The organism is Streptomyces longhuiensis, assembly GCF_020616555.1.
Taxonomy (GTDB): domain Bacteria; phylum Actinomycetota; class Actinomycetes; order Streptomycetales; family Streptomycetaceae; genus Streptomyces; species Streptomyces longhuiensis.
Genome location: NZ_CP085173.1, coordinates 9,791,108 through 9,816,795, shown reverse-complemented (window position 1 = coordinate 9,816,795; position 25,688 = coordinate 9,791,108). Strand labels below are relative to the sequence as shown.

26 protein-coding genes and 4 pseudogenes are annotated in these 25,688 nt (G+C 68.1%); 20 read left to right on the top strand and 10 right to left on the bottom strand.

Going from position 1 to position 25,688, the window contains the following annotated elements; translation table 11 throughout:
- Both LGI35_RS44845 and LGI35_RS44840 read right to left on the bottom strand, forming a co-directional pair.
- On the bottom strand, positions 1-549 hold the full coding sequence (locus LGI35_RS44845; RefSeq protein WP_227300149.1) for a hypothetical protein: 549 nt from the start codon (positions 547-549) through the stop codon (positions 1-3).
- A 56-nt stretch (positions 550-605) separates the two neighbouring features.
- Positions 606-3,524 carry a M48 family metalloprotease gene (locus tag LGI35_RS44840; protein ID WP_227300148.1) on the bottom strand — a complete coding sequence of 973 codons (2,919 nt, stop codon included), beginning with the start codon at positions 3,522-3,524 and terminating at the stop codon, positions 606-608.
- 243 nt (positions 3,525-3,767) lie between these two features.
- On the opposite strand from LGI35_RS44840, the pseudogene LGI35_RS44835 reads away from it, so the two are divergent.
- The 7 genes and pseudogenes from LGI35_RS44835 to LGI35_RS44805 form a co-directional block, all read left to right on the top strand.
- Positions 3,768-4,106, top strand: a pseudogene (locus LGI35_RS44835) (transposase); the annotation flags it as partial.
- Positions 4,107-4,769: 663 nt separating this feature from the next.
- Positions 4,770-5,120 carry a hypothetical protein gene (locus LGI35_RS44830; RefSeq protein ID WP_227300146.1) on the top strand — a complete coding sequence of 117 codons (351 nt, stop codon included), beginning with the start codon at positions 4,770-4,772 and terminating at the stop codon, positions 5,118-5,120.
- A 3-nt stretch (positions 5,121-5,123) separates the two neighbouring features.
- Positions 5,124-6,260, top strand: coding sequence for a sigma-70 family RNA polymerase sigma factor (locus LGI35_RS44825; protein ID WP_227300145.1), 1,137 nt, complete (start codon positions 5,124-5,126; stop codon positions 6,258-6,260).
- A complete protein-coding gene (locus LGI35_RS44820; protein WP_227300144.1) occupies positions 6,257-6,457 on the top strand; it encodes a hypothetical protein in 201 nt (66 codons plus the stop codon). Before LGI35_RS44825 ends, LGI35_RS44820 begins: the two co-directional genes overlap by 4 nt.
- Before the next feature lie 802 nt (positions 6,458-7,259).
- Positions 7,260-7,547 carry a transposase gene (locus LGI35_RS44815; RefSeq protein ID WP_227291901.1) on the top strand — a complete coding sequence of 96 codons (288 nt, stop codon included), beginning with the start codon at positions 7,260-7,262 and terminating at the stop codon, positions 7,545-7,547.
- Entirely contained in the window at positions 7,535-8,455 is a 921-nt protein-coding gene (locus LGI35_RS44810) for an IS3 family transposase (RefSeq protein WP_227291902.1), read from the top strand. The genes LGI35_RS44815 and LGI35_RS44810 overlap by 13 nt, the downstream gene beginning before the upstream one ends.
- Positions 8,456-8,783: 328 nt before the next feature.
- Positions 8,784-9,668: pseudogene (locus LGI35_RS44805) on the top strand (IS5 family transposase).
- Positions 9,669-9,678: 10 nt separating this feature from the next.
- Here the strand turns inward: LGI35_RS44805 and LGI35_RS44800 are convergent.
- The 3 genes from LGI35_RS44800 to LGI35_RS44790 all read right to left on the bottom strand — a co-directional run bounded on the left by LGI35_RS44800 (position 9,679) and on the right by LGI35_RS44790 (position 11,576).
- A complete protein-coding gene (locus LGI35_RS44800) occupies positions 9,679-10,074 on the bottom strand; it encodes a hypothetical protein (RefSeq protein ID WP_227300143.1) in 396 nt (131 codons plus the stop codon).
- A gap of 567 nt (positions 10,075-10,641) precedes the next feature.
- The gene (locus LGI35_RS44795) at positions 10,642-11,085 is read right to left on the bottom strand and encodes a MarR family transcriptional regulator (protein WP_227300142.1); all 444 of its coding nucleotides are present in this window, start codon (positions 11,083-11,085) and stop codon (positions 10,642-10,644) included.
- Complete coding sequence (locus LGI35_RS44790) at positions 11,082-11,576, bottom strand: MarR family winged helix-turn-helix transcriptional regulator (RefSeq protein WP_227300141.1); 495 nt, start codon at positions 11,574-11,576, stop codon at positions 11,082-11,084. The genes LGI35_RS44795 and LGI35_RS44790 overlap by 4 nt, the downstream gene beginning before the upstream one ends.
- A gap of 404 nt (positions 11,577-11,980) precedes the next feature.
- On the opposite strand from LGI35_RS44790, the gene LGI35_RS44785 reads away from it, so the two are divergent.
- The gene (locus tag LGI35_RS44785; RefSeq protein ID WP_227300140.1) at positions 11,981-12,355 is read left to right on the top strand and encodes a hypothetical protein; all 375 of its coding nucleotides are present in this window, start codon (positions 11,981-11,983) and stop codon (positions 12,353-12,355) included.
- A 66-nt stretch (positions 12,356-12,421) separates the two neighbouring features.
- On the opposite strand, the gene LGI35_RS44780 is transcribed toward LGI35_RS44785, so the two are convergent.
- Positions 12,422-13,777 (bottom strand): NsdA family TPR-like regulatory protein, encoded by a 1,356-nt coding sequence (locus tag LGI35_RS44780; protein ID WP_227300139.1) that lies wholly within the window; start codon positions 13,775-13,777, stop codon positions 12,422-12,424.
- 25 nt (positions 13,778-13,802) lie between these two features.
- Complete coding sequence (locus LGI35_RS44775) at positions 13,803-14,261, bottom strand: DNA-processing protein DprA (RefSeq protein ID WP_227300138.1); 459 nt, start codon at positions 14,259-14,261, stop codon at positions 13,803-13,805.
- Between the two features lie 63 nt (positions 14,262-14,324).
- Here LGI35_RS44775 and LGI35_RS44770 point away from each other — a divergent pair, with 63 nt between their 5' ends.
- The 7 genes from LGI35_RS44770 (at position 14,325) to LGI35_RS44740 (ending at position 18,627) form a co-directional block, all read left to right on the top strand.
- A complete protein-coding gene (locus LGI35_RS44770; RefSeq protein ID WP_227300137.1) occupies positions 14,325-14,564 on the top strand; it encodes a hypothetical protein in 240 nt (79 codons plus the stop codon).
- Positions 14,565-14,602: 38 nt separating this feature from the next.
- On the top strand, positions 14,603-15,028 hold the full coding sequence (locus tag LGI35_RS44765) for an ATP-binding protein (RefSeq protein ID WP_227300136.1): 426 nt from the start codon (positions 14,603-14,605) through the stop codon (positions 15,026-15,028).
- Positions 15,025-15,528: a hypothetical protein gene (locus LGI35_RS44760; RefSeq protein WP_227300135.1), complete on the top strand. Its 504-nt coding sequence runs from the start codon at positions 15,025-15,027 to the stop codon at positions 15,526-15,528. The genes LGI35_RS44765 and LGI35_RS44760 overlap by 4 nt, the downstream gene beginning before the upstream one ends.
- 111 nt (positions 15,529-15,639) lie before the next feature.
- Entirely contained in the window at positions 15,640-16,101 is a 462-nt protein-coding gene (locus tag LGI35_RS44755; protein WP_227300134.1) for a hypothetical protein, read from the top strand.
- 86 nt (positions 16,102-16,187) lie between these two features.
- Positions 16,188-16,484, top strand: coding sequence for a putative ATP-grasp-modified RiPP (gene tgmA, locus LGI35_RS44750; protein ID WP_227300133.1), 297 nt, complete (start codon positions 16,188-16,190; stop codon positions 16,482-16,484).
- Entirely contained in the window at positions 16,481-17,446 is a 966-nt protein-coding gene (tgmB, locus tag LGI35_RS44745) for an ATP-grasp ribosomal peptide maturase (protein ID WP_227300132.1), read from the top strand. The genes tgmA and tgmB overlap by 4 nt, the downstream gene beginning before the upstream one ends.
- Positions 17,443-18,627 (top strand): methyltransferase domain-containing protein, encoded by a 1,185-nt coding sequence (locus LGI35_RS44740; RefSeq protein WP_227300131.1) that lies wholly within the window; start codon positions 17,443-17,445, stop codon positions 18,625-18,627. Before tgmB ends, LGI35_RS44740 begins: the two co-directional genes overlap by 4 nt.
- Positions 18,628-19,217: 590 nt before the next feature.
- Here LGI35_RS44740 and LGI35_RS44735 read toward each other — a convergent pair.
- Positions 19,218-20,000, bottom strand: coding sequence for a hypothetical protein (locus LGI35_RS44735; protein WP_227300781.1), 783 nt, complete (start codon positions 19,998-20,000; stop codon positions 19,218-19,220).
- Here LGI35_RS44735 and fxlM point away from each other — a divergent pair.
- The 3 genes and pseudogenes from fxlM to LGI35_RS44725 form a co-directional block, all read left to right on the top strand.
- Positions 19,903-21,237: pseudogene (fxlM, locus tag LGI35_RS44730) on the top strand (methyltransferase, FxLD system); the annotation flags it as partial. The gene LGI35_RS44735 and the pseudogene fxlM sit on opposite strands and share 98 nt — an antisense overlap.
- Before the next feature lie 110 nt (positions 21,238-21,347).
- A pseudogene (locus tag LGI35_RS46770) lies at positions 21,348-21,527 on the top strand (hypothetical protein); the annotation flags it as partial.
- Between the two features lie 81 nt (positions 21,528-21,608).
- Positions 21,609-22,604: an alpha/beta fold hydrolase gene (locus tag LGI35_RS44725; protein ID WP_227300130.1), complete on the top strand. Its 996-nt coding sequence runs from the start codon at positions 21,609-21,611 to the stop codon at positions 22,602-22,604.
- Between the two features lie 337 nt (positions 22,605-22,941).
- Here LGI35_RS44725 and LGI35_RS44720 read toward each other — a convergent pair whose 3' ends face one another.
- A complete protein-coding gene (locus LGI35_RS44720) occupies positions 22,942-23,427 on the bottom strand; it encodes a hypothetical protein (protein WP_227300129.1) in 486 nt (161 codons plus the stop codon).
- A 156-nt stretch (positions 23,428-23,583) separates the two neighbouring features.
- Between LGI35_RS44720 and LGI35_RS44715 the strand changes: the two genes are divergently transcribed.
- Positions 23,584-23,805: an ATP-binding protein gene (locus LGI35_RS44715; protein ID WP_227300767.1), complete on the top strand. Its 222-nt coding sequence runs from the start codon at positions 23,584-23,586 to the stop codon at positions 23,803-23,805.
- A gap of 227 nt (positions 23,806-24,032) precedes the next feature.
- Here the strand turns inward: LGI35_RS44715 and LGI35_RS46765 are convergent, their stop codons facing one another.
- Positions 24,033-24,287 (bottom strand): hypothetical protein, encoded by a 255-nt coding sequence (locus tag LGI35_RS46765; protein ID WP_376601074.1) that lies wholly within the window; start codon positions 24,285-24,287, stop codon positions 24,033-24,035.
- Between the two features lie 66 nt (positions 24,288-24,353).
- Between LGI35_RS46765 and LGI35_RS44705 the strand changes: the two genes are divergently transcribed.
- A complete protein-coding gene (locus LGI35_RS44705) occupies positions 24,354-25,127 on the top strand; it encodes a glycosyltransferase family 2 protein (RefSeq protein WP_227300128.1) in 774 nt (257 codons plus the stop codon).
- The last annotated feature ends 561 nt before the right edge of the window (positions 25,128-25,688 follow it).

Below are 25,688 nucleotides of genomic sequence, written 5' to 3'. Positions count from 1 at the left end.
TCACCCGGCCTCGGGCCGGTCCTCGTTGTTCTCCTCTTCTGCATCTGGTTGCACGGCCCGGCCTCGTTCCCCTCCGAGGGCCAGGCTTCCGGAGATCCGCTCTGCCACTGCGTGCGCCGTGGCTTCCGGGATCTCGGATCGCACAAGTTGCTCGACGATCAGGTCGTGCACGGAGCGGAGTTGGTCGCGGGAGAGGTCCGGGATCTGGTCCACCCCCCGTGGATGGCGAGGCACCCGGCGCAGCCAGGCGGTCAAGCGCGCATACAGTGACCCGGTCACCGAGGTGGTGACCGTGGTGACGCTTCCGGTGACCGCCACCATCAGCAGCGGGCCGAGCACCCCGGCGACCTCTGCGGCTCCAAATCCGAGCGGTTCACCGTGCCTGCGCCGACGCGACAGTCTCCGCACGACCCGGGCGTCGTTGGGGTCACGGAGCAGGGCGTCGAGCAGACGGCGCTCCTCGGGGGGAGCGAAGCCGTGCGACACCGCGAAGTCCACCGCGTCCTCCACGACATCACGTAGGCAGACTCCCGCGTGATTCAAGGTCACTTCACCCGCACCCCCGTATCCAGATGGCTTTCACAGAGTCGTTCCGTGCTGTGTGGTCAGCTTCGCTCCGGCAGGCCTCCTGCCCGCATCACCTTGTCGTTGCGTTCTCTCATCAAAGCGTATGCGTGCATCGCCTTGGTCAATTCTTCCACTGAACCAAGGAATTTCGGGCCGTCGGACGCTTTGAGGGCACGCATGCAGTTCCGGCTGCCTTGTGCGTTGCCGGTGACGAACGCGTTCCAGTGCACTTGCGCGCGGGCATCGGGGACGGGGAAGTAGTCGGCGGCGTCCCGGGTGACGGCCTGGAGCTGCCTGCAGACGCTGATTCCCTCGGATTCGTCGATGTGGCGGGGGTCTTTGAGGAGGAGGTCTTTCATTCTGGTCTGGGCGGTGACGTAGCGGCGGGCGAGTTCCAGTCCGCCGTATTTCTCCCAGGCGTACACCTGTAGTGCCCTGAGCCGGGGCGAGCCCGCGTTCCGTGCTTCGGCGGTCAGCCTGGCGTCGGACGGTGTCGAGTGCGGGATCACGGGTGCTATGAGGTCCGCCAGTGTGATAACCGTGACCATGACGCCCAGCACTGCCAGGACGAGCCTTGTGCGGAGGGGCTGGGGCTGCGTGTACGGGGGCGGGGGGCTCTGCCGGGTCGGCCCGATGCGGCGGATTCCGGTGACGGCCGCGGTGGCGATCGCTGCGACGGGTACGGCCAGCACCAGCACAGGCCCGACCATGAGGCGCAGACCCAGCCAGGTCGAAGGCGTGGGGTGCGGTTGGCAGTTCAGCCGTAGGGTGCTCAGCTGCGGGACGCAGCCGTCCAGCGAGGTCACCAGGATCGTGCCGGCGAGGCCGACGAGGACTGCGATCTGGGCGGCGATCAGCGCCCACAGCAGTCGATGGCTGTTTCCACGGACCGCGGCCGTGGTCCCGGCGACCGCGGCTCCCGTGAGCAGGGCGATGAACACCCAGGCCAGGAAGGTCCAGATCAGCAGTATCCGCGCGGTGAGGCTCGGCGGTGGCCAGGTGTGCATGTACGCCATGGACCCGGCGACGACGCACGTGGCGAGGATTCCGCCGAGCAGGCCGGGCAGCAAGATCTGCCCCAGGGGCGGCAGCGGATTCTGTTCGGGCAACCGGTCTGCCGTCTTTGCGGCGGCCCCGGTACTTCGCTGCCGGGCGCCGTCGGCGAAGCGGACCGCCCAGGCCGCGAGCGGTGTCAGCCACAGCAGCGCGACCGACACCAGGGTGAGCGGCCAGGTGGTGAACGAGGTCATCGGTGGCCACAGCGTGGATATCGCTGTGATGATGCCGTCCTGCTGTGCGACCTCGGCGGGGGCCGCTCCGTTCGTCAGCGATTGCCGCATCTCCTGCGTCGATGGCGACAGGCCGTTGGCGAACGTCACTCCGTACCCCTGCCACCAGGCGAACCAGGAGGAGAGGAGGACGCTTCCGACGAGGACGCCGAGGATCAGCACGGGGCGCAGGGCGGTTCCCGGCCATGTTCTGGACCACAACCGGGCGCACTGGGTGGTCCACCAGCCGAAGAACGCGCCTGCGCATACGGGTAGCAGCAGGGCCGGGGGAAAGGCGGGCAGCAGTGAGTCCAACCCCACCCGGTACCCGGCCAGTTCACCGGCTGCCATGCCTGCTCCGAGCCACAGCCCGGCCCGTGCCCCTGATGACGGTCGCCGCCCGGTGAAGACGGCGTTGATCGCCGCCCTCCACAGCGCGGTCCCGGCTACGCCTGCGACGAGCACCGCCGACAGGGCCCATGCGCCGTTGTCCAGCCACCCGAGGTGGAACACCGCACCGTACAGGGACAGTTGGAAGTCGAGGAGCGGGGCGAGGACGCCAGTGAGGAACATCGGCAGGGCTCTGGCGGCGTAGAGCGGGGCGGGATCGGACAGAGACTCCTGACGCAGCTCGCCCCGTGGGTGGGTGCGCCATGCCTCCCGGAAGGTCAGCAGCGCACGGTGTGTTCGCCGGGGCCCGCTGTCGGACGTATCGGCGAGGTGGGCCGCGCCGGTCCAGATGCGCGGGTCGGCCCCCCAGCGGACTGCAGCGAGGTCAGCGTACGTCTCCCGGGTGCGCAGGACGTCCGCGCGCGAGAGATGGACCAGCACCGCGAGTATCGCCGGTGTGGCGAGCAGTTTCACCAGGACGATGGGGAAGTCGCCGCCGAGCCCTCGCATCACTTCCGGGTCCAGGGGCGCGCGTACGCCGATGAAGAACAGTGCCATCCATACCGCGAGGGTGAGGAGGACAGCGAGGTAGGGCAGCAGCACCAGGCCGAGGAACGCTCTCCACAGGGCCACGGTGAGGTAGGTGAGCGTGATGTCACCGTTGCGGATGTGGGCGTACTCGTGGAGGACCACGGCGCGGAAGCGTTCCGGGTCGGTGTGCCGACGGACGATGAGCCCGCCGTGCAAGCGGATGGTCGGCCGGCGGTTGCTACCGAACACCACCGCACCGCCTGACACCGCCGCGGGATCGACGATCACACGCGGCAGGTGGTCGAGTCCGGCCACCGTGGAGAGTTGGCGCAGCACCGCGTGGATCTCCCCGTCGGGATCGACCGCCTCCAGCGGGACGACCCGGCTCCGTCGTGCCTTCCAGGCGGGTATCGCCCACATGAGTACGGCGGCCGCTGCCACGACGAGGAGCGGCCACACCGCGGACAGCCATGGGGACGGGTCCGAGGGGGAGGAGACCTTGTCGATGCAGGTGCGATAGGCGCTGGTGTCTTCCTGGGGCACGGGGCCACCGATGCGGCCGGGGTCTCCCCCGGCGGCCAGGTCGCATCCGCTGGAGTCGCCGATAGATGTGCTGCCGGACGAGGTGTGTCCCGCGGCGAGAGGCAGCAGGCTCATCCAGGCGCTGCTCACCAGGATCAGAACCACGAGTACGGCGAAGCGCAGTGTGGTCCCGGAGACCAGGACGCGCTCGTCCGGCCGCTGCGGTGCGCGGCGTCCGGCGCTCATCCGGTTCCGGTATCCCGTGCTGAAGCTTTCCGGGCGCCGCCGCGCCCTGGTAACCAGGCTGTGCCAGCGCCCACTTGTGCCTCCTCCGGCTCGTGCTGGCACTGCCAGCAGATCCAAGTTAGCGCCGGGGGACGGCTGCTCGCCAGGAGCACTTCCCCGATGCGCGGGAGAGCTCACGCGGCACGGGGCGAAGCCTTCAGCCGGTGCGGCCGTCTTCTCGAACGGCGGTCAGCTCCCGGGGCCCTGCAGCCCCTGGTCCGCGGGATCCCGCCGACCCGCTCCCGCCGCGGCCCACGCCGACGCAAGCCCGCCAAGCTGCACGCCGACAAGGCCTACGCCATCCCTCACCTGCGGCGATGGCTCTGGGGCAAGCGCATCGGGGTCCGCATCGCCCGCAAGAGTGTCGAGTCCAGCGAACGATTAGGGCGCCGCAGGTGGGTGATCGAGCGGACGATGTCGTGGATGACGGGCTACCGCAGACTCAGCCCTCGTTACGAGCGCCAACCTGCCAACTACCTGGCCTTTCTCGGCCTCGCCACAGCCCTCTGCTGCTACAAACGGCTCCTGAAACTCACCATGTAGGACACCGTCTAAGTCGCGGATCGTCGCGACGCTCGCGTTCGTCGCCGTGTCATCCGTGTTCTGGCGGATCGTCGTCTCATAGTGGCGGATGGTGCGCTGCGCCATGGGGTGGCCTCTCCTGCAGCGAGCCTCCGGTGGGCCCCTTCACCCCCTACGGCCGTGTGCCCGGCCCAGGGAAGGACCCATGCCTCACCGGTTCGCGAAACCGTCTTCTTCGATGATCTCGCCCGGGTGGGCGTTGAGCTCGATCCACCACATGACCCCAGCCGCGTCCTCGACCTCAACGGCGAATCGGTAGCGGCCGGGCGGGGTCTCGTCTGCGCCGTATTCGAACCCGAGGACATCTTTCCTTGCCGAATGCCGTGCAGCGGCGATCCCGCTCGAGCTCGTGGCGTGGCATGACCTGGCCGGACTCGACGATCTTCCGCGCCTCCTCGCTGTCGATGCGTCTCACATCGCCACGCTATGCGGCCTCCCCCGCTCGGCGGCCGATGCGCACGCCCCTGAGTTGGTCGCGTTCTGGTGCCCCCAGACACGTGCCGCCCACCTCACAGCCGAGATCGATCCCCGCGCTGACCGCGGTTCCAGAACTCGTGTGAACCAGTCCGCGGGTCGAAGGCCTTACTGGAGTGAAGGCAAACACAACAGGCTGAGGGAGCGGGCATGGTGGTTCAGATGATCCGAGCGGCGCTGTCGCTCGCAGGCGGCACCCGACATGGAAGGGAAGGTGGCATGTGGCACACGATCCGCAGCTGGATCGACGGTAAGAACGCGGCAGTGTTCGAGCGAGAGCGGCGTACGACTCTGCTCACGGCGCCACTGGCGATCGAGCAGGGCGGCAGGATCTACGACCAGCGGGCCGACGGCAGCGTCCTGGAAATCACCGTCCCCGCTCGGGAGGAACAGCTGGACGTCATTGTTGGCGAGTCCGTCCGCCGCGATCGCGCTGTATCTGCGCCCTCAAAACTCCTGCTGACCCGCCACAATGCTCTCATCGCGGCTGAGGAGAAGTGACCCATGTCCCTGCCCATTTCTCCCCCGCCGGCAGGGCCGTTGGCGGCCCACCGACTTGAGATTCCAGTCGGCACCCAGCTGTACCGGGTCCACAGCAAGCGCGTCTCGTCGACAGCCTTCAACCCTCGACAGGCGGACCTCTTCACAGGCGGGCGCTTCGACGGCACGCCAGCGGATCCTTATCCCCATCTCTACGCGGCCCCCACCCCCAAGGCGGCCGTGGCAGCCACACTGCTGAGGGCACTGCCATTCAACCCTGACACGGGGCTGCGAGTAGTGCCTTTTGCGGCGGTTAAGGACCGCCAGCTCACACAGCTGCGGACCACAGAGCCTCTGCAGCTCATCGATCTGACGACGGCGGTGTCCGTCCAGGCCGCCGGTGGCTCATCCGAACTCGTTCTCTCCGACAACTTGGTCCAAGCACGGGCCTGGTCTTCGGCGCTACGCCAGCACAATCCTTGGGCCCAAGGGCTCCTGTGGCCCTCACGCCTCCCCGGAGAGCGCCTGATGGTCATTTTCGGAGATCGCTGCGCCCCCAACTTCCTCATCGAACACATCACCTGGCCACTTCAGGAGAGCGCCAACGCATTGCTCGCCGATCTGCGAGCCGCAGTTCAGCTTCCCCTCCAACCGACCATGAGCTTCGACAACTTCTTCAAGGCTCACTTCCTGAAGGTCTGCCGCATCCTCAACGCCCGGCAGGACAACTGGGAGCTCGCGCAGGAGGCAGCCAGCCGAGCCTTCGAGATCGCCTACCGCAAGTGGGGCGAAGTAAGCGAACACCCCAACCCCGTCGCCTGGGTGGTCTACACCGGCCGCCGCCTCCTGAACAGGGCGCATCAGAAGCTGGCCAACCGTCCTGAGCGCGCCTTGAACGACTCGGACGCGGGCACGCCGTGCGATGGCCTCGATGTTGCGTCAACAACGGCAGACAAGATTGCGCTGTACACCGCGGTCGGGGCCCTGACGCGAGACAAGCGCGAGTGCCTGCTCATGCACTACCTGTACGGGTACAGCATCAACGAGGTCGCCGAGATGGTGAACATTGCCCCGGGCACCGTGAAGAGCAGGCTCAGCGCGGCCCGCAAGGATCTCAAGGAATCACTCGGCTACGACTTCCGTGAGGGAGGCAAGCGATGACGCACGATCCCGAACTCTACGTTGGCGGGTTCGACCAGACCCTGTCCGACGAAGAGGTGCTCAGCCGCCTGGCCGCGCTTCGACACCACGCCGCCTCGAGCACACCGATCCTTGACGATGACGACTACGAGGCAGCCCTAGAGGAGGCCGCGGACGAGATCGCCGGTCTCTTCAGCTGCGAACAGCGGACTGGATGAGTGGGCAGCAGGCCGTTGAGGCCGAGGGATGTCGCAACTCACCGGCCACGTCTGGGTTGTGGTCCCGGTGGATCCCGCCGGAACGGCGTCTGTCATCTTGCCCACGGCGACGGGGCTCTGCAGCAGCGTGCCGAGCCGACGGATCAGAAGCGCAGTTCCCGAAGGGCCACTGCCAAGGCGCGTCGTGTCCGACATACACGCCAAAGGAGTCTGGCGATGGAAGCCGAGACAGGGGACCACGCGACACGCCACAGTCTCCGTCACGCGGGCCCTCTGACACGGTTGCCCGGGGCAGCGTTGCCCGCGCGCATCACCGCACGGCCTGGAGCTTCCTCATCCGTCTTCAGGTCGGCGCGCATCGCGTGGTGGAGTCTGACCAGGGCTTCCGAATACTGCTCCTGGGCCTCTCCAAACTCGGTCGAGCCGCCGTCTGCACCCGAGCCGACTACGTCCCGAAAGTGTCGGAGTCGGCGGAAGCACGTATCGGACGCCTCGACGATGTGGGCCGGACCCTTGATCGTGACGTGGTAGCGCAGGGAGTATGCGTTCCCAGTCCGCCAGAAGTCGTGCGCTCGGCGTAGGAGGTGAGAACGATCCGCGTCCATCCCCAAGGTCCATAAGTCGTCGGCCACACGAGCAATCGCCGCGAGGTAGTCGGCATACAGCTGGTGACGCTGTGACTCCTGGCGCTGTGTTCGTTCCCTGGCCGTACGCATCCACTCAGTCAGGACGGTCGAACCAACGCCGATCTGTCCCTCCCCTCATAGCGTGAAGACTGCGGCTGCAGGGGAAGTTGGGAGTCATGGCGGAGAAGCGACGGAAGTTCGATCCGGAGTTCCGTGAGGGTGCGGTCCGGATCGTGACGGAGACCGGGAAGTCAATCACCGAGGTCGCGAAAGACCTGGGGATCAACGAGACGACCCTGGCCACCTGGGTGTCCCGGGCTCGGCAGGCCGGGACGAGACCGGCTGTCGGGAGCGAGGAGTTGGAGCGGCTGCGGCGGGAGAATGCCCAGCTCAAGCGGGACAACAAGGAACTGGGCATGGAGCGTGATGTGCTCAAACGCTGCATGGTCCTGTGGGTGAAGTAGCCGTGGCGGACCCGGCCCAAGTGGTCGGGGTGATCAGCGACTTCAGGACCGAGCACGGCATTTCGCACCGCGTCTCGTGCCGGGCTTTGGGCGTCAGCGAGTCGTGGTTCTACAAGCACCGCTCCCGCAAGCCCACCCGGCGGGAAGTACGCCGCCAGCAGCTGGCCGAGGCGGTGACCGAAGAGTTCACCGCCTCCGGCGGCACCTATGGCTCACCGAAGATCTGGATCCAGCTGGTGCGGCAGGGCTGGCGTGTCTCGGTGAACACCATTGCCAAAGTCATGGCCGAGCTCGGTCTGGTGGCCCGCACGGTGCGTCGCCGGCGGGGGCTGACTCGGCCCGGCAAACGGCTGGCCGCCCCTGACTTCGTGCACCGCGACTTCGCCGCCGAGGCCCCTGACCTGGTCTGGTGCGGGGACATGACCGAGATCGCAACCGGTGACGGGAAGCTGTATCTGGCCACGGTCATCGACCTGTTCTCCCGTCGCCTGCTCGGATACGCGATGGGTCCGCGGCACGACGCCGACCTGGTGGTCGCCGCGTTGCACATGGCCGCGGCCACCCGCGGCGGCGACGTCCGTGGAGTGATCTTTCACAGCGACCGCGGGAGCGAATACGGATCACGGAGATTCCGCCGAGCCTGCCGCAAGCTGGGCGTCTTCCAGTCCATGGGACGCGTAGGCTCGTGCTTCGACAACGCCGTCAGCGAAGCGTTCAACAGCGTCCTCAAGGTCGAGTACGTCCACCGGCACGCCTTCACCACCCGCACCGAGGCACGGATCCGGATCGCGACCTGGATCACCGACTTCTACAACACACGACGGCTGCACAGCGTGTGCGGTTTTACGAGCCCGATCGACTACGAACACGACTACTGGGCCAGCCTCAACGAGAGGCTGGCTGCATAAGAAGGTCTCCACGATTCGGGGGGATTGACAATCACCGCACCCAGAACCGTGGCAAACAGGGGGGCCAGCCCATCGATCGCCCCCAACGTCAATCGGCATGCCAGTGGGCCCAGCTGAGTTATCCACAAGCACGCCAGTTCCCTGATGCTTGGTCATAACGTGCTCTCCCTATGGACCAAAAGGGGACGGTTATGTGCATGCTCAGCACACACCACGTCGAGCTCGCCCGGGCGGCCGACGAGGCTCTGACCGCAATGGCGGACGACGTCCACTAGGTCGTGTCCGATGGGTCGCGTGACGCTCCCGCTGGGGACTCGTTCCGTGGGGCATGGGGCGGGGAGATCTGTCGGATGAAGAGTGGGCTCGGCTGGAGCCGCACCTCCCGGCTAATCGCGGGCGGGGCGGACGCTGGCAATGCCATCGTCGTGTGATCAACGGGATTCTGTTCCGGCAGCGGACCGGCCTCCCCAGGCGGGACCTGCCTCCCTGCTTCGGTAGCTGGAAGACGATTCACGACCGTCATCGAAGGTGGTCGGCGGACGGCACGTGGGAGAGAATCCTGCGGGCCGTCCAGGCCGACGCCGATGCCGAGGACCACATCGACTGGACCATGGTCAGCGTCGATTCCACGACCTGCCGCGCTCATCAGCACGCGGCTGGCGCCTCCGCTCGTGCCCCGAAGATCCCGGGTCGGCGCAGGAGCCCGGCGCGTCACCGCTCCGATGAGGCCCTGGGACGTTCGCGAGGCGGGCTCACAAGCAAGATCCACCTTGCCGGGGAAGGCGGGTGCCGCCCGCTCGGGATTGTCATCACGCCCGGCCAGTGGGGGGACGCACCGCAGATGATTCCCGTCCTGGAAGAGATCCGCGTGCCCCGGCAGGCTGGTGGACGGCCGCGCACCCGGCCCGACCACGTCGGTGGAGATAAGGCGTACTCGTCACGCCGCAACCGGCGTCACCTGCGCAGACGCCAGATCAAGCACACCATCCCCGAGCCGAGAGACCAGCGGGCCAACCGCCGGCGCCGCGGCAGGCAAGGCGGCCGACCCACAGGGTTCGACAAGGCGATCTACCGCCGCCGCAACGAAGTCGAGCGGAAATAAAACCGGCTCAAGAACTTCCGCGCCATCGCCACGCGCTTCGACAAGCGGGCATACGTCTTCTACGGGACGGTCACCGTGGGCGCCATCCGTCTATGGCTTCGTCCGCAGTGAAGCGCCGTGTTCAGAGGTCCTTGGCGCCAGGGTAGTGGTGGCGAAGTTCGCTGAGTACGCGCTCGTCGGCAGCCCTGACATCCCACGAGGAGCTGTCGAATTCGGTGAGGACGAGCACCAGCTTGTCCTCGGCGAACCCACGTGCTTCGGCGTCGATCAACTGGAGGAAGGGGGTCGTCAACGACAACAGTGTCAACGTGTCCATGCCGACGTCGGCGGACCATCTCTCCATCTCGACACAGCGAGGATCGACGATCTCGTCGAATTCGACGCGCCACGTCAGGTCCAGGCCGAAGCTGCCGAGGCGAACCAGTAGCTCAGCCAGGGTCACGTAGTGCTTTCTGTGCCAGGCAGGAAACGTGATCCCCTTCATCCCCGCCTCCGCTTCGGCTGTATCGCGCGACATGCGACCCCCCTTCGTTCAGCGAACACTAGGCCACGGCCCTGATCAGCTCACATGACCCATCGGACAGCCCCTAGCCCCATACCGAGGCCACCACCGCCCCGCCACAACCCGACCGCACACCCCACAGCACAGTCCAACCGCCCGGCGAAGGGCCACGGCTGCTGCACACCCACCACAGCCACAGCCCACCCGAGACCACCGACGGCGAGAGAAATTGTCGGCGCTTCCACGGCGCACCCTGCTCGTGTGGCTGACGGCCTAGTTCGGCAGGCACCGGCGGGGTGTTGGCCATACGGTCGCCATGAGCGCTCCTGACAGGAACAGCGTTCCTTGCGCGGCCCCGCGCACCGACGCACGCGCGGGGCCGTGCAGCGTTGAGAGGAAAGCCCTGGGAGCACCATCGCGGTGTACACAGCGAGCACGCTTCCCAGCACCCTGCTGACGACAGGAGACAGGACCCCGCAGAGCTACCTCGCAGGCATGCATCTCCGCGCCTCCATGATCTGGCTCAACGGCCTCACCCGAACCACCCGTTGATCAAGGCCAGTTACAGGCCTGGCCGGGAGGTCAGACGGTCAGCGCCGCAAGCTCCGCGTTGGCGCGCTCGGTGACCAGAGCGAGGACGCGGCCGGCGGCGGCCAGGTCCTCGTCGGGTATCCCGCCCCAGATGCGGGCGCTGATAGGGGTGCTCTCCGCGCCGACGGCGGCGAGCAGCTCGCGCCCTGCGTCCGTGGGACGAAGATGCGCGCCGTCCGTATCGAGCAGCTGCTTGGCGAGCAGCTCATCGAGAGTGGAGCGGATGTCGCCCGGATCAGCCTTGAGGGAGCCCTGGACCTGGGCGACGAGGTCGTCCGGCGCCTGCGGGGCGTCGGCGGTGAGGGCGGCGCGCAGGGCGATCTGCTGGTGGAACGTGATGCCGTGCCGGGCCAGGACGTGCTCCAGGACGCCGCGGGCGGCGTAGTGGGCCAGGCCGAGGGCGCGGGCGTCGGCGGCGGGTGCAGTGGTGGTCATGGTGATATCCCCTGAGTGCTCTCGTCGTTCGGGACGGATGGAGCGAGAGGTGCGTCGAGCAGGGTCGTCAGCTCGTCGGTGAACGTGCGGGTCCGCAGGGCATCGCGGCCGCCGAGCGGCTCCAGCAACTGCTGATGCAGCTCTTGGACCACCGCGATGGCCTGCCGGGCGACGGACTGGCCCTGTTCTGTGAGGGCGAGTTGCACGGCGCGCGGGTCGCGGGGGTTGCGGGTGCGTTCGATCAGGCCGGCCGACTCCAGGGCGCGCGCCAGCTTCGATACGTACAGCGCCTCCAGGCCGGTGTGGTCGGCGAGTTGGCGCTGGCTGGGCCGCTCGCCGAGGTGCTGCATGCCGTGCAGTGACGCGACCAGTGCGTACTGCGCGTGGGTGAGGCCCAGCGGAGCCATCGCACGATCGACCGCGACACGCCACTTGTTGGCGAGCCGCCACACCAGGAATCCGGGCGTAGGGCTCGGCAGAACCTTGCTCATGAAAAATAGAGTACATAGCTACTATGTCCATGGCTACTGTTTTCGGCGGATGCGACGATGCACCCGTCGCGGCGCCGCGACGGGCTGACGCAACGCATCCAGCGGGACCGCCGCCTTGTTGCGTGATCAAAACAGCACCTCGATGCTGCCTACCCTGCCAGTACTCCAGGGCTGTCAAACTCAGGCTCCGGCACGCATTCCGTGACGCGCACACATTGAGTAGCGCGGGCGGGCTGAGAGTTCGAGGTCAAGATCGTGCACAACACAGAGATGTCTGAGCCGAAGGCGGGAAACCCACCCGCCCGAAACCAGTGCACGTGATCTACCACTGGTCATGCCATTGCTACTGCCGGACCTCGACAACCGCCCTGGAGACGACCAGGGTGGCGGCCGGCGACGATGTGATGCGAGCGAGGCCCCGCGGGTCCCCCGGACCGCCAGGAAAGGCCACCAACAGGAAGGACGGCGCCGCCGGGAAGGACTCGACGGTTCCGGGACCGTCCGGCGCCGACTCGACGGTCGCCGGGCCGCCCGGTCCGGCCGGCCAGAACGCCACGGGGGCGCCGGGCAAGGACGGCACCGACGGAACGGACGGCACGAACGGCAAGCCGCCGTCGAGTTGGACGTTCCAGTACGGCGGCACGACGTACACCTGCACCCCTGTGGAGGGATTCGACCCCGACGATCCGCGCTACGAGTGCACGTCGCCGGAACCCTCCCCCGACCCCACACCGAGCCCGAGCGTCCTCGGGCTGCCGGCGGACCGCCGCCGCTCATGACGACTTGCGCCCCTGTCTGGTCTCACGGCCGGGCAGGGGCGCTTTCGTCGTGTCTGCGTGCAGCGGCTACGCGCCGAGAGTGTCGAACATGTGGTCGTCGAGGTCGGCGACGAAGTCCTCGCGCCGCCACGGCCGCAGGTCCCGGCGGGCTCGGCGCAGACGGATGGTAGGCACCCGGCCGCCCGTCGAGGCGGCGGCGTCGACGCACTTGTGCAGCAGCGCGGCCGCCGCTTGCGGATCTTCGAGACGAATACGCGCGGCTGCCTGGTCGGTCGACACGATCGCTCGTTGTACCCGCTCGCGCGGGGCGGACAGGGAGGCCGCCGACTTCGCGAAGTAGTCGTGTGCCTCGGACGCGTCGCCGACGTAGAGCGACGTCACCCCCTCGAAGCCCCGCAGGTGAGCGGGGGAGAAGCTCGTCGTCGCTGCCGCCGGGTCGCCGTCGCGGCTGCTCTCCATGTCGTACCAGGCGAGCCCGAGCGCAGCTTTCGCGTGCTTGCTCGAACCGGCCCGAGCCGCGATTTCTGCCTGCAAGGCATGGGCACGGGCGCGAACGGTCACGCTCTCACCGGCTCGTGCGTCGCGCACCGCGGCGTCGACGAGTGCCTTCGCGGGATCGAGCCCGGGGATCGAGTACAGCGTGACGAGCGCGTGACTCATGTGCACCATGGCCCGTCGCCACGGCGCCCCGATCGCACCGGCCGCCGTCGTGGCTGCGGAGTAAAGAGATTGCGATGCCTGGTCGTCCCGGGTCTCGAACGCGAAGCGCCCGGCGAGGGTGTACGCCTGTGCGGCGACCGTTTGAAGATCAGGAACGAAGACGTCGGGGACTGCTGCGACCTCGTCGAGCAGACGTCGACACGACTCGACGACCGGCGCGAGCAAGAGCTGTAGGCGCACGAACGGGATGCTGCCTACTTGCCCGTTGACGAGGTTGATCGAGATGCGCATCGCGTCGAGCACCCCCTCGTCGACTCGGGACGGGTCCGCAAGGGCAGCCGACAGAGCGCACTCGGTCGTCGGCCCGAGCAGTGCGAGCAGCCCGCCGCCGGCGTCTGTGGCTGTGCGCACGAGCAGAGTGCGCAGCTCGTAGAGGCGCTGCTCGCTCTCCCCGAGGTGAGCGAGCGCGTCGAGCAGCTCGGCGAAGTCCGAGCCAGGGCCGAGCGAAGCCTGCCCGGCGGCATCCTGCGCGTACCGGTGCCCGAGCAACAGTTGATAGCGCTTGCTCGGCAGGATGGGCGCCGTAGCGCTCTCCCACCGCGCGACTGATCGCTGCACGCTGGCGAGGCGGGAATCGAGCGGCTGCCCGAGCTGCGTAGCGGTGTCGATCAGGGCTTTCGCGGTGTCGCGCAGGGACCAACCGCGGCGTTGCCGAAGTCTCTTGAGAGTGGCGGCGCCGACGGCACTGTCGTGCGTGCTCATGTCCTCATGATGCCCGCCGAGCGGGTCATACGGGCACGATTAGACGAGGTTTACCCTGCTGTGCCCCGTAGTTGATCGTCTGCCAGGTTCCGGACGTGCCTTCCGTTCCTTCCCTGGGGAACCCGATCACCATGTCGGAGCGATCGACCATCCACCGGTTCCGGGCGTGGTACGCCGGGGTGCGCAGTTCCTCGGCGCCCAACTCGACGATCTCGACGATCCGTTCGCGGCACCGGTCGATCGCCTGCCGCGCCTCGGCCGGCTGCTGCGCCACAGTCCCGGGCGCGACGATGGTGATCTTCGACTTCGAGTTCCCGGCGAGCCACAACAACGTGAGGCTGTCGATTCCCTTCGCGCCCCCGATGTAGAAGTGCGATTCGTCGTCGGCAAAGGCGCCCAAGTACCGGGCGAACAGGTCCGCGTACCAGGTGAGTTCGTGGTGATCGGTTGACCGCGTGCCAGTAATAGTCAAGGTCAGAGGCATGATCAACTCCGTGTCATCGGTTGTCATATCCCGCGCCGCAGGCTGCTGCGGTGGGATCGGGGCATGGACGCGAACACCGCAGCCATTCTGGCGGAGCAACTTACGGCGCATGGCCTGTCCGTAACAAATATGGATGAAACGATAGTAAGTGTGTTGAACCCCCTGAACCTCGGCGTCGTCGAGGCGGTTGACCACCGCGACGGGCGCTATGTCACCGATTGGGGATACGAGCTCGGCGAGACCGGCGACGAGGAAGGCACGGCCCAACGGCTGGCCTACCTCCTGGGCCTTCCCCGGCGGTGAACATGCCGACGAACCTGACACGCGAAGGTGGGCCGCCCGTGCAGCAACCACGCGAGCAACTGTTCAGCCGCCAAACGGTATCCGTCGGACAAGCCCGTTCGTTCGTCGAGGCGGCGCTCACCGGCTGGGAGCCCGACGACCGACTCGACGACGTGAAGGTGTGCGTCTCTGAGCTCGCTACGAACGCGATCAAGCACGGCAGCCGCGCTGGCCGCGGTTTCCTCGTGCGGGTGGCGAGCCGAGACGAGCGGCTGCGGGTCGAGGTGTGCGACGGCGGCGGCAACGACGGACAGGACCCGTATGTGAAGGAACCGGCCGCAGACGTCGCCTCGGGCCGCGGTCTCTACCTTGTCGCGACCCTCGCGGACGACTGGGGCGTGAAGCGTCACGACGGTCCCGGTCACACCGTCTGGGCCGAGTTCAAGGTCGGCCCGCCCGACAGATGCGAGGGGGCAACGAAGTGACGACCGACCAACTCACCCCGGCTGTGCCGGCACCGGGCGTGATCGCGTCCCTGTCGGTCCGGCCGTGGGTCGACCACATCAGCGACGGCAAGGGGTTCGCTCCCATGCTAATCACGCACCCGACGCCGAGACGCGACGCCGACACCGCGGCCGTGATCGAGTCCCGCATGCGCAGCGTTGCGCACGCCCTCGGCGCCGCCCCGGCCGACCGGACGCTGCCCGATACGGGCGAGCGGATCGCCGTGCACAGCGGCGTCGTCCTGGTCCGCCTCGACGGCACCCCGCACGCGCTCACCACGCGCGCCGGGAACTGGGGGCGGGTGATCTGCGAGATCGGGCACGTGCTGCTCGCCGTCGGCCTCGACCCGCTGTCGCCCGCCGCGGTCGGCCCCGAGGTCGACGAGTACCTCGTCGCGTCGACCAAGTCCGGACGGCTGTACTTCGCGGCTGCGAGCGTCGCCGACTCGGCGCGGCTCATGCAGGCCGGGTCACACCCCTAAGACAGGGTCGCTCGGCGGTCGAGTCCTCCCCCGTGGCTCCCGCCGAGCGGCCCGACTACCTGCCCATGCGCACGCCCCCCACGATTCCCGCCCCGCTGCGGAGGTGCCACGGTGCCCAGACGTTATGCCTACCAGTGCGAGCTACTCGCCCGATCTCTCGACGGCACGTACGAGGCGATCCTCGCGATGTACCGAGCGACGACGCTCCGGCTCGCTGCCCGGTGGGCCCGGACGACGGTCGGCCGGTACGCCGAGCTGCTCGCCCCGGAGCCAGGCACGACGTTCCTCGCCGGGGCGCCCCTGGTCGAGGCGGCGCTCGACGGCCCGCGGCCCGACGCCGCTCTGCACGCGTGGGCCGACAGCCGCGAGCGGTACGAGCACGTGCTGCTCGCCCTCGGCGAGGGCCGCTCGTACGCGTTCACCGTCACGGACTACGGCGCTCGATACGAGCTGCGCGTCGACCCGCTGCCGGTCCGACGGGCCCCGCAGATACCCGCGTTCACCGGTCGCACCCGGCCCTCGACGGACCGGGGCAGGCATCGGCGGCCGCGCGTGCTGCGGCCCGTCCCCTGATCTCCGCCCCCGCCGCTGTACGAGCTGCCGGCGGGGGCGGTTGCTCCATCGCACGATCCGACCGAACCACCACCGAGAGGAACGCGATGTTCAACTACGCGGAACGCATCCCGACGGGAACCCCGCTGCCGCAGGGCCACCGCACGCCCCGCCCGTGGGGAACCCGCCGCTTCGTCCCGTACCCGGCCGTCTACGGCGAGAAGACCCGCGTCGAGATCGACCCGGCGACGCAGACCGGCCGCTACTTCAACATGGCCGGCGTCCCGGTCGCGTCGCCCGGTCACGGCACGAGCAGCGGCACCAACCCGTCGACGGGCACCTCGCCCGACGGGCAGGGCGGCGGCAGCACCGACTCGGACACGGGTAACGACACCGACCAGTGACACAAGCTGATGCGCGTCCGGTCTCGGTCGTCACGAACGATGACGACCCGACGGCCGACTTTGTGATTGCCGAGCTGCACGGCCGGGGCGTCCCGGTCGTGCGGTTCGACAGTGGTCACTTCCCCGCCACCCTGTCGTGCTCCGCCCACATCGGCGGCGGCACGACACGGTGGCGGGGCAGTCTCGCGACCCCAACCCGCGTCGCCGAGCTCGACGGCGTGCGGGCGCTGTACTACCGGCGCCCGTCCGGGTTCGCTTTCCCCCACCTCGACGACCAGGACGCGCGCTTTGCCGCAGCGCAGGCCCGGTACGGGCTCGGCGGCGTGCTCGTGTCGCTGCCCGACTGTCTGTACGTCAACCACCCGCACCGCATCGGCGACGCCGAGTACAAACCGGCCGGGCTCGCCGTCGCGGCCGAGGTCGGGTTCGTTCTGCCGCCGACCCTAATCACGAACCGGCCCGACGACGCCCGCGCGTTCGTCAAGGAACACGGGCCCGTGATCTACAAGCCGCTTGCGACCCCGCTGTACCTCGTCGGCGGACAAGCGCAGACCGTGCGCGTCGACGAGGTCGCCGAGGACGAGATCGACGACGGGGTCGCCGGGACCATGCACCTGTTGCAGGCCCGCGTCGACAAGGTCGCCGACGTCCGCGTGACCGTGATCGGCGAGCGGGTGTTCGCGGTGCGGATCGACTCGGGGCTGCTCGACTGGCGCACCGACTACACCACGCACACCTATGCGCCGGTCGAGGCGCCGCCCGGCGTCGAGCGCGCGCTGTTCGCGTACCTGCGACACTTCGGGCTCGTCTTCGGCGCGTTCGACTTCACTCTGTCCGACAACGGCACGTGGACGTTCATTGAGTGCAACCCTTCGGGACAGTGGGCATGGATGGAGCCCCCGACCGGGCTGCCCATGACTGCCGCGCTCGCCGATCTCTTGGAACGAGGCAACCACCCATGACCGAACCCGTTCTCGCGAACGAGCTGCGCCACCGGTTTGCCGAGCAGCTCGCCGCCGAGGGCAAGCTGCTGGCGGACTGGCGGGCCGCCGTCGAGACCGTGCCCCGGCACCTGTTCACCACGAAGTTCTACGTGCCCACGGACCCGCCGACTGGCGTCACGCGGTACGTGCCCATCACGCGCGAGCTCGTCGGCACCGAGGAATGGCTGCGTCGGGTCTACAGCGACCGCACGCTGATCACGCAGTTTGACGGGCGGGATATCGACTGGTCGGACCCGCAGCCGCTCGACGGGGGCGACCCGACGTCGTCCTCGACGCTGCCCTCGCTCGTCGTGCAGATGCTCGACGCCCTCGACGGCGACGACGAGACGACCGTGACCGAGTACGGCACGGGCACCGGCTACTCGACCGCCCTCATGTGCCACCGCTTCGGCGATCACCGGGTCACCTCGGTTGAGACCGACCGCGGCGTCGCCGCCCGGGCCCGGGTCGCCCTCAACTACTGCGGCTACTCTCCGAGCCTCGTCGTCGGGAACGGTCTCGCCGGCGCCGGGCTGCGCACCCCGGCCGCGCGGACGATCGCGACTATGGGCGTGCGCGGCATCCCGTGGGCGTGGCTGCGCGAGACGACGCCGGGCGGGCTCGTCGTGGCCACGCTCCGCGGTTGGCTGCGCTCCCTCGGGCTCGTACGCCTTGAAGTTCAGGACGACGAGCACGCAATCGGGCAGTTCATCGCGGCCGAGCCCGGGTTCATGATGGCGCGGCAGCAGCAGGCGCCGGCCAACCTCGGCATGCTGCCCGGCGACGACGACGGCAAGACCCGCGAAACCGGGGTCGGGCCCGAGACGCTTCACATGCCTGACAGCGGGTTCGTTGCACAGCTCGCCATTCCGAACGCCCGCAGCTTTTTCATGCCGGGCGACGGCGGCCGCATGCGGGCGTACGTCCTCGACGCGGCCAACGGATCGTTCGCCGTGCTGACCGAGGACGGTGACGGCTGGTCGGTCCGCGAGGGTGGCCCGGTGTCGCTGTGGGCCGAGGTCGAGCAGTCCCTCGCGCTGTGGCAGGCGGCGGGGTCGCCGCACGCGACCGAGTTCGGGGTGAGCGTCGAGCCGGACCGACAGCGGGTGTGGCTCGACGACGCCGAGGACGGCCCGAGTTGGCGGCTGCCGGTCGCGTGACTCGCGACCGCGTCGCCCCGACCCGCCTCATAGGTCGGGGCGGTGTCGTCTGCCCTGACAGACCCGCAGACAGCGATCTACGCAACCGTTACTCGGGGTACGGATCGAGAGAGGCGGCTGGGGCGCCACCGCTCCGTTCGCCTTGCACTGGGATTCCTCGGCCGAGGCCGTGGCGCGGTTGGCAGAGCGTGTGCCCACCGGCGATGGCGAGGTTTCGCTGTTCGACCTGCTCCTGGAGATCTTGGAGGAACGGGGCGTGAGCGTCATCCTTCCATGATCGATGGTCGGTTCCAGGCGCTGGCATGGGCAGAGTCATTGCGACTCGTTCGGACAGCGGCGTGCAGGGATGCCGAGGTCGACAACGGGTCGGCGTGCCATGGGCTGGGACTCGTCGCGCTTGGAGCGCAGGCAGGCGAGGGTGAGGTTCAGTCCTTCGATCTCATCGCAGGTGGTCAGCCGATGGGACGTGGGACAGGATTCTGCGGGCCGTTCAGGCAACGCGCTTTGACAAGAGGGCCTGCATTTTCCACGGCACCATCACCGTCGCCGGGATCCGGCTCTGGCTCCGCCCGCGAACAGAGCCCACCTCATCACTCGGTGCGTGACGGCCGGCCCACGGGCCGCCAAGCCGAGGGCCAGGCGACAACCCGGTTGACCGGACCGGTCACCCCCAGACTGGCCCGCGCGTACTCGAGGTACTTCCGCTGCGCGTCTCTGAACTCCAAGTACGCCTGTTCCCAGCTCTGTTCGGATTGCGTGGGCACGCCCCGCGCCAGGTGCTCCAGCCGCCACAGGCAGTGATTCAGCGTCTTGGACGCCGTGTTCGTGTCAGTGTCTCCCAACAATTCACAGGTCTCCCCCAGCGCAGAACGGCGGGACTCAGCCGCGCCGAGCTCGGCAAGTACTTCGGCGGTGAGCTCCAGCGGTGCCGGGCCGATCACCAGCCCGCGGCCCGCAGCGATGCGCTGATAGCTCCCCGCGAGTTCTTTGACCGCGTGGATGTACTCGCCATAGGCGTCCAGACGCCGCTCGTCCCAGCGTACGGACTGCTCACGCCGCCATCGTGCCCGGTCATTCAAACTGCTCGCCAGGAACGACGTGACGGCGCCCAGCGCAACACCCACCAACGGAAGTATCTGCCCCAACAGACTCACAAAGGCTCCGATCTCGTAGTCAAAACCGGTTCCCCATTCTCCCGACCGGAGCCCGGCGAAGTCGGGGATGCCGCCGTCCGCGACCACTGGTGACTCCTCGGACACGCCCTCGCGCCGGCACGCCGCGCGCGAGGTCGTCATGAGTTCCGGTGACAACACCGCGTCCACGGCAGCGAACGCCTGTGCCGCCGATAGCGTCATCGCGGTGAACACCGACACGCTCACCGCGTCCGAGGCCGAGGCCGAACGGCTCCGCAATGCCCTTGTCGACAAGATCCAGGCCGATGGCCACGCCCGCACCCCGGCGGTCGAGACCGCCCTGCGCGCCGTGCCCCGGCACCGGTTCGTCCCCCAAGCCCCGCTGGCCGACGCCTACGCGAACGCGACCGTCGACATCAAGTACGACACCGACAAGGTCTCAATCTCCTGCGCCTCCCAGCCCGACATTGTCGCCCTCATGCTGGACCAGCTCCAGGCCCAGCCCGGTGAGCGCATCCTCGAACTCGGTGCCGGCACCGGATACAACGCCGCCCTCATCGCCCACCTCGTCGGCCCCGACGGGCACGTGACGACCATCGACGTCGATGACGACCTGGCCGAGGGCGCCCGCGCCCGCCTCGCCACCACCGGCTTCACCAACGTCGACGTGCTGACCGGCGACGGAGCCCTCGGCCACGCCGAGGGGGCTCCGTACGACCGGATCATCGCCACCGTCGGCGCGCACGGCGTCCCTCATGCCTGGCTCGAACAACTCGCCCCCGGCGGCCGCATCGTCACCCCGCAGCGGCTCAAGGGCAGCGTCTCGCGTTCCATCGTCTACGAGCAACACGAGGGCCGTTGGGTTTCCCGCGGCAGCGCGATGAACACCTTCGTTCCGCTGCGCCGAGGCATCGCCGACGACGACGGCCGGCGTGACATCCCACTCGCCGCGGACAGCACCGTACGGCTCCACGCGCCTGCGGCCCAGACCATCGATGCCGACGCCCTGGCCAAAGTGCTGGAGAAGCCGCGCAGCGAGGAGTGGACCGGCATGACGGTCCACTCCATGGAGTCGCCGGAGTGGATGGAGCTGTTCGTCTCATGCAGCGTGCCGTCCGGCCTAGTCCGTATGCACTTCCCGCAGGCCGCCAAGGGCACCTTGCTGACGCAGGACCCCTACCCCTCGTCGACCGCGGCCGTTGACAAGGGTGCCGTCACCTATCTCGCCCGCCGCGTGTCCGACCACAAGACGTCCGAGGGCGGCACGTTGTGGGAATTCGGCGTCATCGGCCACGGACCCGGGAGTGACGAGCTGGCCGCGAAGGTCGCCGACGCCATCCGCACCTGGGATCGCGACTACCGCGGCCGGGAAGTCACCTTCGAGCTGCAGTCTCTCGACGCCCCCGCCGTCGAGGAGCGCCCCGGCCGGTTCGTCATCGACACCCCCCTGAACCGGGTCATCGTCGCCTGGCAATGACACCCCGCCCCAACGGTCGGTGCCCGTCGGCCACACGCCGACGGGCACCGTCGTTCCCGCACTCCTCCATTCTCTCCCCCAGGGAGACCCATCTGCGTGGCGGCTGACTGGACGTGGTGGGCCGCCTGCTCTGGGCCTCACCGGCCTTGCCCGGCTCGACCCACGATCTGGTCGCCGCCCGACAGCACGGAATGACGGGCTGGCGCCTACTTCGAAGACTCCGCTGCAGCACCACCCGCATCACCGACTTCGTGAAGGCTGTCCTCGACCTCCACTACGCCTCAACATGAGGATGGAAATCGCTCAGTGTTCCGCGCGACACATGGGCCTATTCTGACGGAAGTTGACGGAGCACGATCCAAGGAGGGGCCGTGGCGGCGCACATCGAGGGCGTGGAGCATCACAGCATTCAGGTCAAGGGCCTGACCCTGCATTACGCGGCTGCGGGCGACGCGGACGCTCCGCTGGTGGTGCTGCTGCACGGCTTCCCGGAGTGCTGGTACTCCTGGCGCCACCAGCTCACCGCGCTCGCCGCGGCCGGCTACCGCGCCGTCGCCCCGGACCAGCGCGGCTTCGCCCGCAGCGACGCGCCGGCGCTCGTCGAGGCGTACACGCTGCCGAACCTCGTCGGCGATGTCGTCTCACTGGTACGGCAGTTGGACCGCGAGCGCTTCGCCGTGGTCGGCCACGACTGGGGCGCCCCCGTCGCCTGGCTCACCGCGCAGCTGCGCCCGGACCTGGTGCGCGGCGTCGTAGGTCTGAGCGTGCCGCCGCCGGTGCCGGACCCCGGGGACACCCCGCCGCTCACCGCGCTGTCGGAGATGTTCGACGGCCGCTTCTACCAGAACTACTTCTGCCAACCGGGCGTGGCCGACGCCGAGTTCGCCGATGCCCCGGAGAACACCTTCCGCCGCTTTCTCTACGGAGCAAGCGGCGACAACCCTCAGACTGACCCGCCCCCGCAGCCCCTCGTGCCCCCGGGCAGCACCTTCCTGGAGACCCTCGCCGAGCCGAAGGAACTGCCGGCCTGGCTGACCGAGGACGACATTGCGGTGTTCACCGAGGAGTACCGGCACAACGGCTTCACCGGCGGTCTGAACCTGTACCGCAACATCGACCGCAACTGGGAGCTGGGTGCGGCCTGGGATGCCCTCCCGATCCAGGTCCCCGCACTCTACGTCGTAGGCGACCGCGACCTGGTGGGCGTCTTCCCCGGCATGGACCAGCTCCTGCCCGCACTCCAGCAGCTGAACCCGACACTCCACCCCACCGTCACCCTCCCCGGCTGCGGCCACTGGACCCAACAAGAACGCCCGGCCGAAGTGAACGCGGCACTGCTCAACTTCCTGGGCGGCTTGCCCGACTGAACCCGGCCGCCCGCCACGCGGTCAGGCTCCGGCCTCGGCCCCACCCTTCAGGGCAACGACTCCTCTATGCCCATACGGACCTGCGCAAACGCATCGATACCTTGCGCAGCCAGCAACGGACCGAGCACCAGTCTCCCCCGCAGGCGCCCTCATCCGATGACGGCACAGTGATTCACACCCTTACCGAAGCCCTCCGCCGTGAGCGCACCACCCACCGCGAGCGCGTGCAAGGGCTCGAACAACGACTGGCCGCGGCAAACGGCGAGATCCTTCGCTTGCAACGCGTGATCCAGTCACATGGCCCGAGGCCGTGACGGCACGCGCCTGGCTGCGGAGCTTACGATCCAGAACGCAATCCCAGAGCACTGTGCTCCACCACACCCGAGGGAAGATCGCTCTTTCCCGAAGCCCGTGCAGTCAGCTCCACGAGTCCGGCCCGGAGGTCGGCGGCTGGCTCACCGAGGACGATCGCGCTGATGATCAGCTCCATCATCAGACGGTCGTACTCGTCGCCCGTGCTCCGATAGCGCTCCCCATCGGACTCCATCACGGCAGAGGCGATCCTCATCCCACCACCAGTCGCGGGGGCGAAGGACGCCTCATAGATGCCACGACCGGTCCAACTCCGGTGCATGAAAAGGACGTTACCTTCGGCGAAGACGTTCCACTTCTCATCCATGTCCCGGGCTCGATATCCACGCTGGATCCGGTCCCAGTCCTCGTCAGTCCAGACGCGATCCGGCAACTGAGACACCGGCCTGGGCGTGTTAATCGGCTGGAGGCGCCGGAACGACTCTCGGATGAGCGGGGCATCAGCAGTCATGACGTGATCCTACGGATGCACCACTCCAACAGGACAGCGGATTACCTTCAAGCACAAGCACACTGGGCAAAGGGTGAACCTCAGCCACCTTCCAGACGCGTCCGAGACATCCTGAACAGCGACTTTGTCAGGCTCGTTCACCGCTACCCCAGATAACTGAACGACTTCGACTTCGCCGCTCAGCCAGGCGTCGACGAGAAACTCATCCGCGACCTGGCCACCCTGCGCTTTCTCGACAACGCCTCCAATGTCCTGCTTGTCGGCCCGCCAGGCGTCGGCAAGAAAATGCCGGGCCACACGGTGATCAAGTCCTTCTCCATCAGCGGCTCGGCCTCCAGGACTCGCCAGCGCACGGTGCGCCCGCAGACGTCGAGTTGAGCACCGGCGGCGTCGGGGTCGAACTCAGCCAGGACCCAGGTGCGCAGGGTGTGCAGCAGGTCCTTGGGGTCGGCGGCAAGCGGGCGCAGGAACTTGGCTGCCCAGGCCGACACTTCCTGGCCGGACAGGACCTCGTGCAGGGACGCGGTCGACGAGATGCGACCAGCCACGAGCAAGGCGCTGGCGCTGGTTCTGGTGGAAGGCCTAGAAGATGTGGCCCGTGCCGCTCACCAGGCGGTGCGCACGATGACTGCTTGGGCATGCGCCGCCGGCGTGTATCGACCTGGGCACCTCCTTGCGATCTCTCGTTCCGTACAGTCCGTGCTCCGCGACGGCCCGACCGACGTGGCCGGGCTGTCCGACTTAACTTGGAGGCGGGTTCGTGAGTTCACGTCGTAGCCGATCACACGGTGCCCCACCTCCACGGCGCGTACGGCCAGCGGAAGCCCTACGTATCCCTGACCAGCGACGACTATCTGCATGTCAGCTCCTACGCGATTGCGGTGCTTGAATGGACCGTCGTCCCTGATCTGGCAAGGAGATGTGCTGTGCCCCTGGTGTCTGTCGTGATGCCCGTCTACAACTCGGCGGCCACCCTCAGCGCGGCCGTCCGATCAGTTCTCACCCAGACGCACAGCGACGTGGAGCTGCTGGTCACCGACGACCAGTCCTCCGACGGTTCGATGGATCTGCTGCGCGAGTTCGCCGCCCAGGACAAGCGCGTTCTGCCGCAGACGGCGCCCGAGCGGGGCGGTGCGGGCAGAGCCCGCAACCTCGCGATCGAGCGGGCCCGCGGGGACTACGTGGCGTTCCTCGACTCCGACGACATGTGGCTGCCGGAGAAGACCGAGAAGCAGCTCGCCTTCGCCGCAGATAGCGATGCGCCGCTGACGTTCACCAGCTACTTCAAGATGGACGCTGACTACGACGGCGAGAGCACCGACTGGGTCCCCAACGGGCGGGTGATTCGCGCGCGGGAGCACGTGGACTACCGCGCGATGCTGGTCCAGGACCACATCGGTGCTCTCACCGCCATGTACGACCGCAACGCCCTGGGCACCAGGCTCATGCCGGAGATGCGCAAGCGCCAGGACTACGCGCTGTGGCTGAGCATCATGAGGGATGGTGCTGACGCCCGGGGCCTGGCCGAGCCGCTTGCGGTGTACCGGGCAGGTCAGGCGGGATCGCTGTCCTCCAACAAGCTGTCCTTGGTCAAGTACAACTGGTCGCTGTATCGCGAGCACGAGCATCTGTCGGTCCCGCGGGCAACGCGGGCGCTGACCGGCGCTGTGCGGCAATCGCTGCGCAACTCGCGCATCTGACGCGCACCGGCCCGACCGGGCCCCGCCCCGTGGCTGCGGAGCATGCTCGGGGCCTGGACACGGGGGCGAGACTCGGCGGGGCACCGGTACCGTCGGCTGACTACGCCGCCGAGCCATCGCCAGCCCTCGCGCGCAGGAACAACCGAATAGGCGAGAAGTACCAAACTCGCGGTGCTCGGAACTGAGGCGGTTCGGGAGGGGCGCCTCACGCTCACAGCAGCGGGGCAGGCGGCGTTCACGGGATCATGCCGTTCAGAGCGCGACCGTCACTAGAGATCGCGTAGCTGCGGGCCGCGCCCGCCTAGAGCGGCGCCCGCCCCCGAGGTGGTGACTCGGTTCAGCTCTGTTCGCGAGGCAGGACGATGTCGAAGCCCTTTCGGCTCGCGGGGAAAGTGCTGAAGCCGTTGATTTTGCCGTTGAGGACATTGACGCTGCAGAAGCGGTACGTGCTTGACGTGCTCAGTGCAGCGAAGCCCTTGTTGTCCTCGGTTCCCCGGTTATAGGAGATGTCGAATCCGGCCGAGAGGCGGGCGTTGGCACTGTGGTTTCCAGTGAGGCGAG

Bases quoted from the DNA above. Each gene is read 5' to 3' on its own strand.
- LGI35_RS44840 (WP_227300148.1), bottom strand. From the start codon at position 3,524: ATGAGCGCCGGACGCCGCGCACCGCAGCGGCCGGACGAGCGCGTCCTG.
- LGI35_RS44830 (WP_227300146.1), top strand. From the start codon at position 4,770: ATGGTGGTTCAGATGATCCGAGCGGCGCTGTCGCTCGCAGGCGGCACC.
- LGI35_RS44825 (WP_227300145.1), top strand. From the start codon at position 5,124: ATGTCCCTGCCCATTTCTCCCCCGCCGGCAGGGCCGTTGGCGGCCCAC.
- LGI35_RS44820 (WP_227300144.1), top strand. From the start codon at position 6,257: ATGACGCACGATCCCGAACTCTACGTTGGCGGGTTCGACCAGACCCTG.
- LGI35_RS44815 (WP_227291901.1), top strand. From the start codon at position 7,260: ATGGCGGAGAAGCGACGGAAGTTCGATCCGGAGTTCCGTGAGGGTGCG.
- LGI35_RS44800 (WP_227300143.1), bottom strand. From the start codon at position 10,074: ATGTCGCGCGATACAGCCGAAGCGGAGGCGGGGATGAAGGGGATCACG.
- LGI35_RS44795 (WP_227300142.1), bottom strand. From the start codon at position 11,085: ATGACCACCACTGCACCCGCCGCCGACGCCCGCGCCCTCGGCCTGGCC.
- LGI35_RS44790 (WP_227300141.1), bottom strand. From the start codon at position 11,576: ATGAGCAAGGTTCTGCCGAGCCCTACGCCCGGATTCCTGGTGTGGCGG.
- LGI35_RS44785 (WP_227300140.1), top strand. From the start codon at position 11,981: ATGCGAGCGAGGCCCCGCGGGTCCCCCGGACCGCCAGGAAAGGCCACC.
- LGI35_RS44780 (WP_227300139.1), bottom strand. From the start codon at position 13,777: ATGAGCACGCACGACAGTGCCGTCGGCGCCGCCACTCTCAAGAGACTT.
- LGI35_RS44775 (WP_227300138.1), bottom strand. From the start codon at position 14,261: ATGCCTCTGACCTTGACTATTACTGGCACGCGGTCAACCGATCACCAC.
- LGI35_RS44770 (WP_227300137.1), top strand. From the start codon at position 14,325: ATGGACGCGAACACCGCAGCCATTCTGGCGGAGCAACTTACGGCGCAT.
- tgmA (WP_227300133.1), top strand. From the start codon at position 16,188: ATGTTCAACTACGCGGAACGCATCCCGACGGGAACCCCGCTGCCGCAG.
- LGI35_RS44740 (WP_227300131.1), top strand. From the start codon at position 17,443: ATGACCGAACCCGTTCTCGCGAACGAGCTGCGCCACCGGTTTGCCGAG.
- LGI35_RS44720 (WP_227300129.1), bottom strand. From the start codon at position 23,427: ATGACTGCTGATGCCCCGCTCATCCGAGAGTCGTTCCGGCGCCTCCAG.
- LGI35_RS46765 (WP_376601074.1), bottom strand. From the start codon at position 24,287: ATGCAGATAGTCGTCGCTGGTCAGGGATACGTAGGGCTTCCGCTGGCC.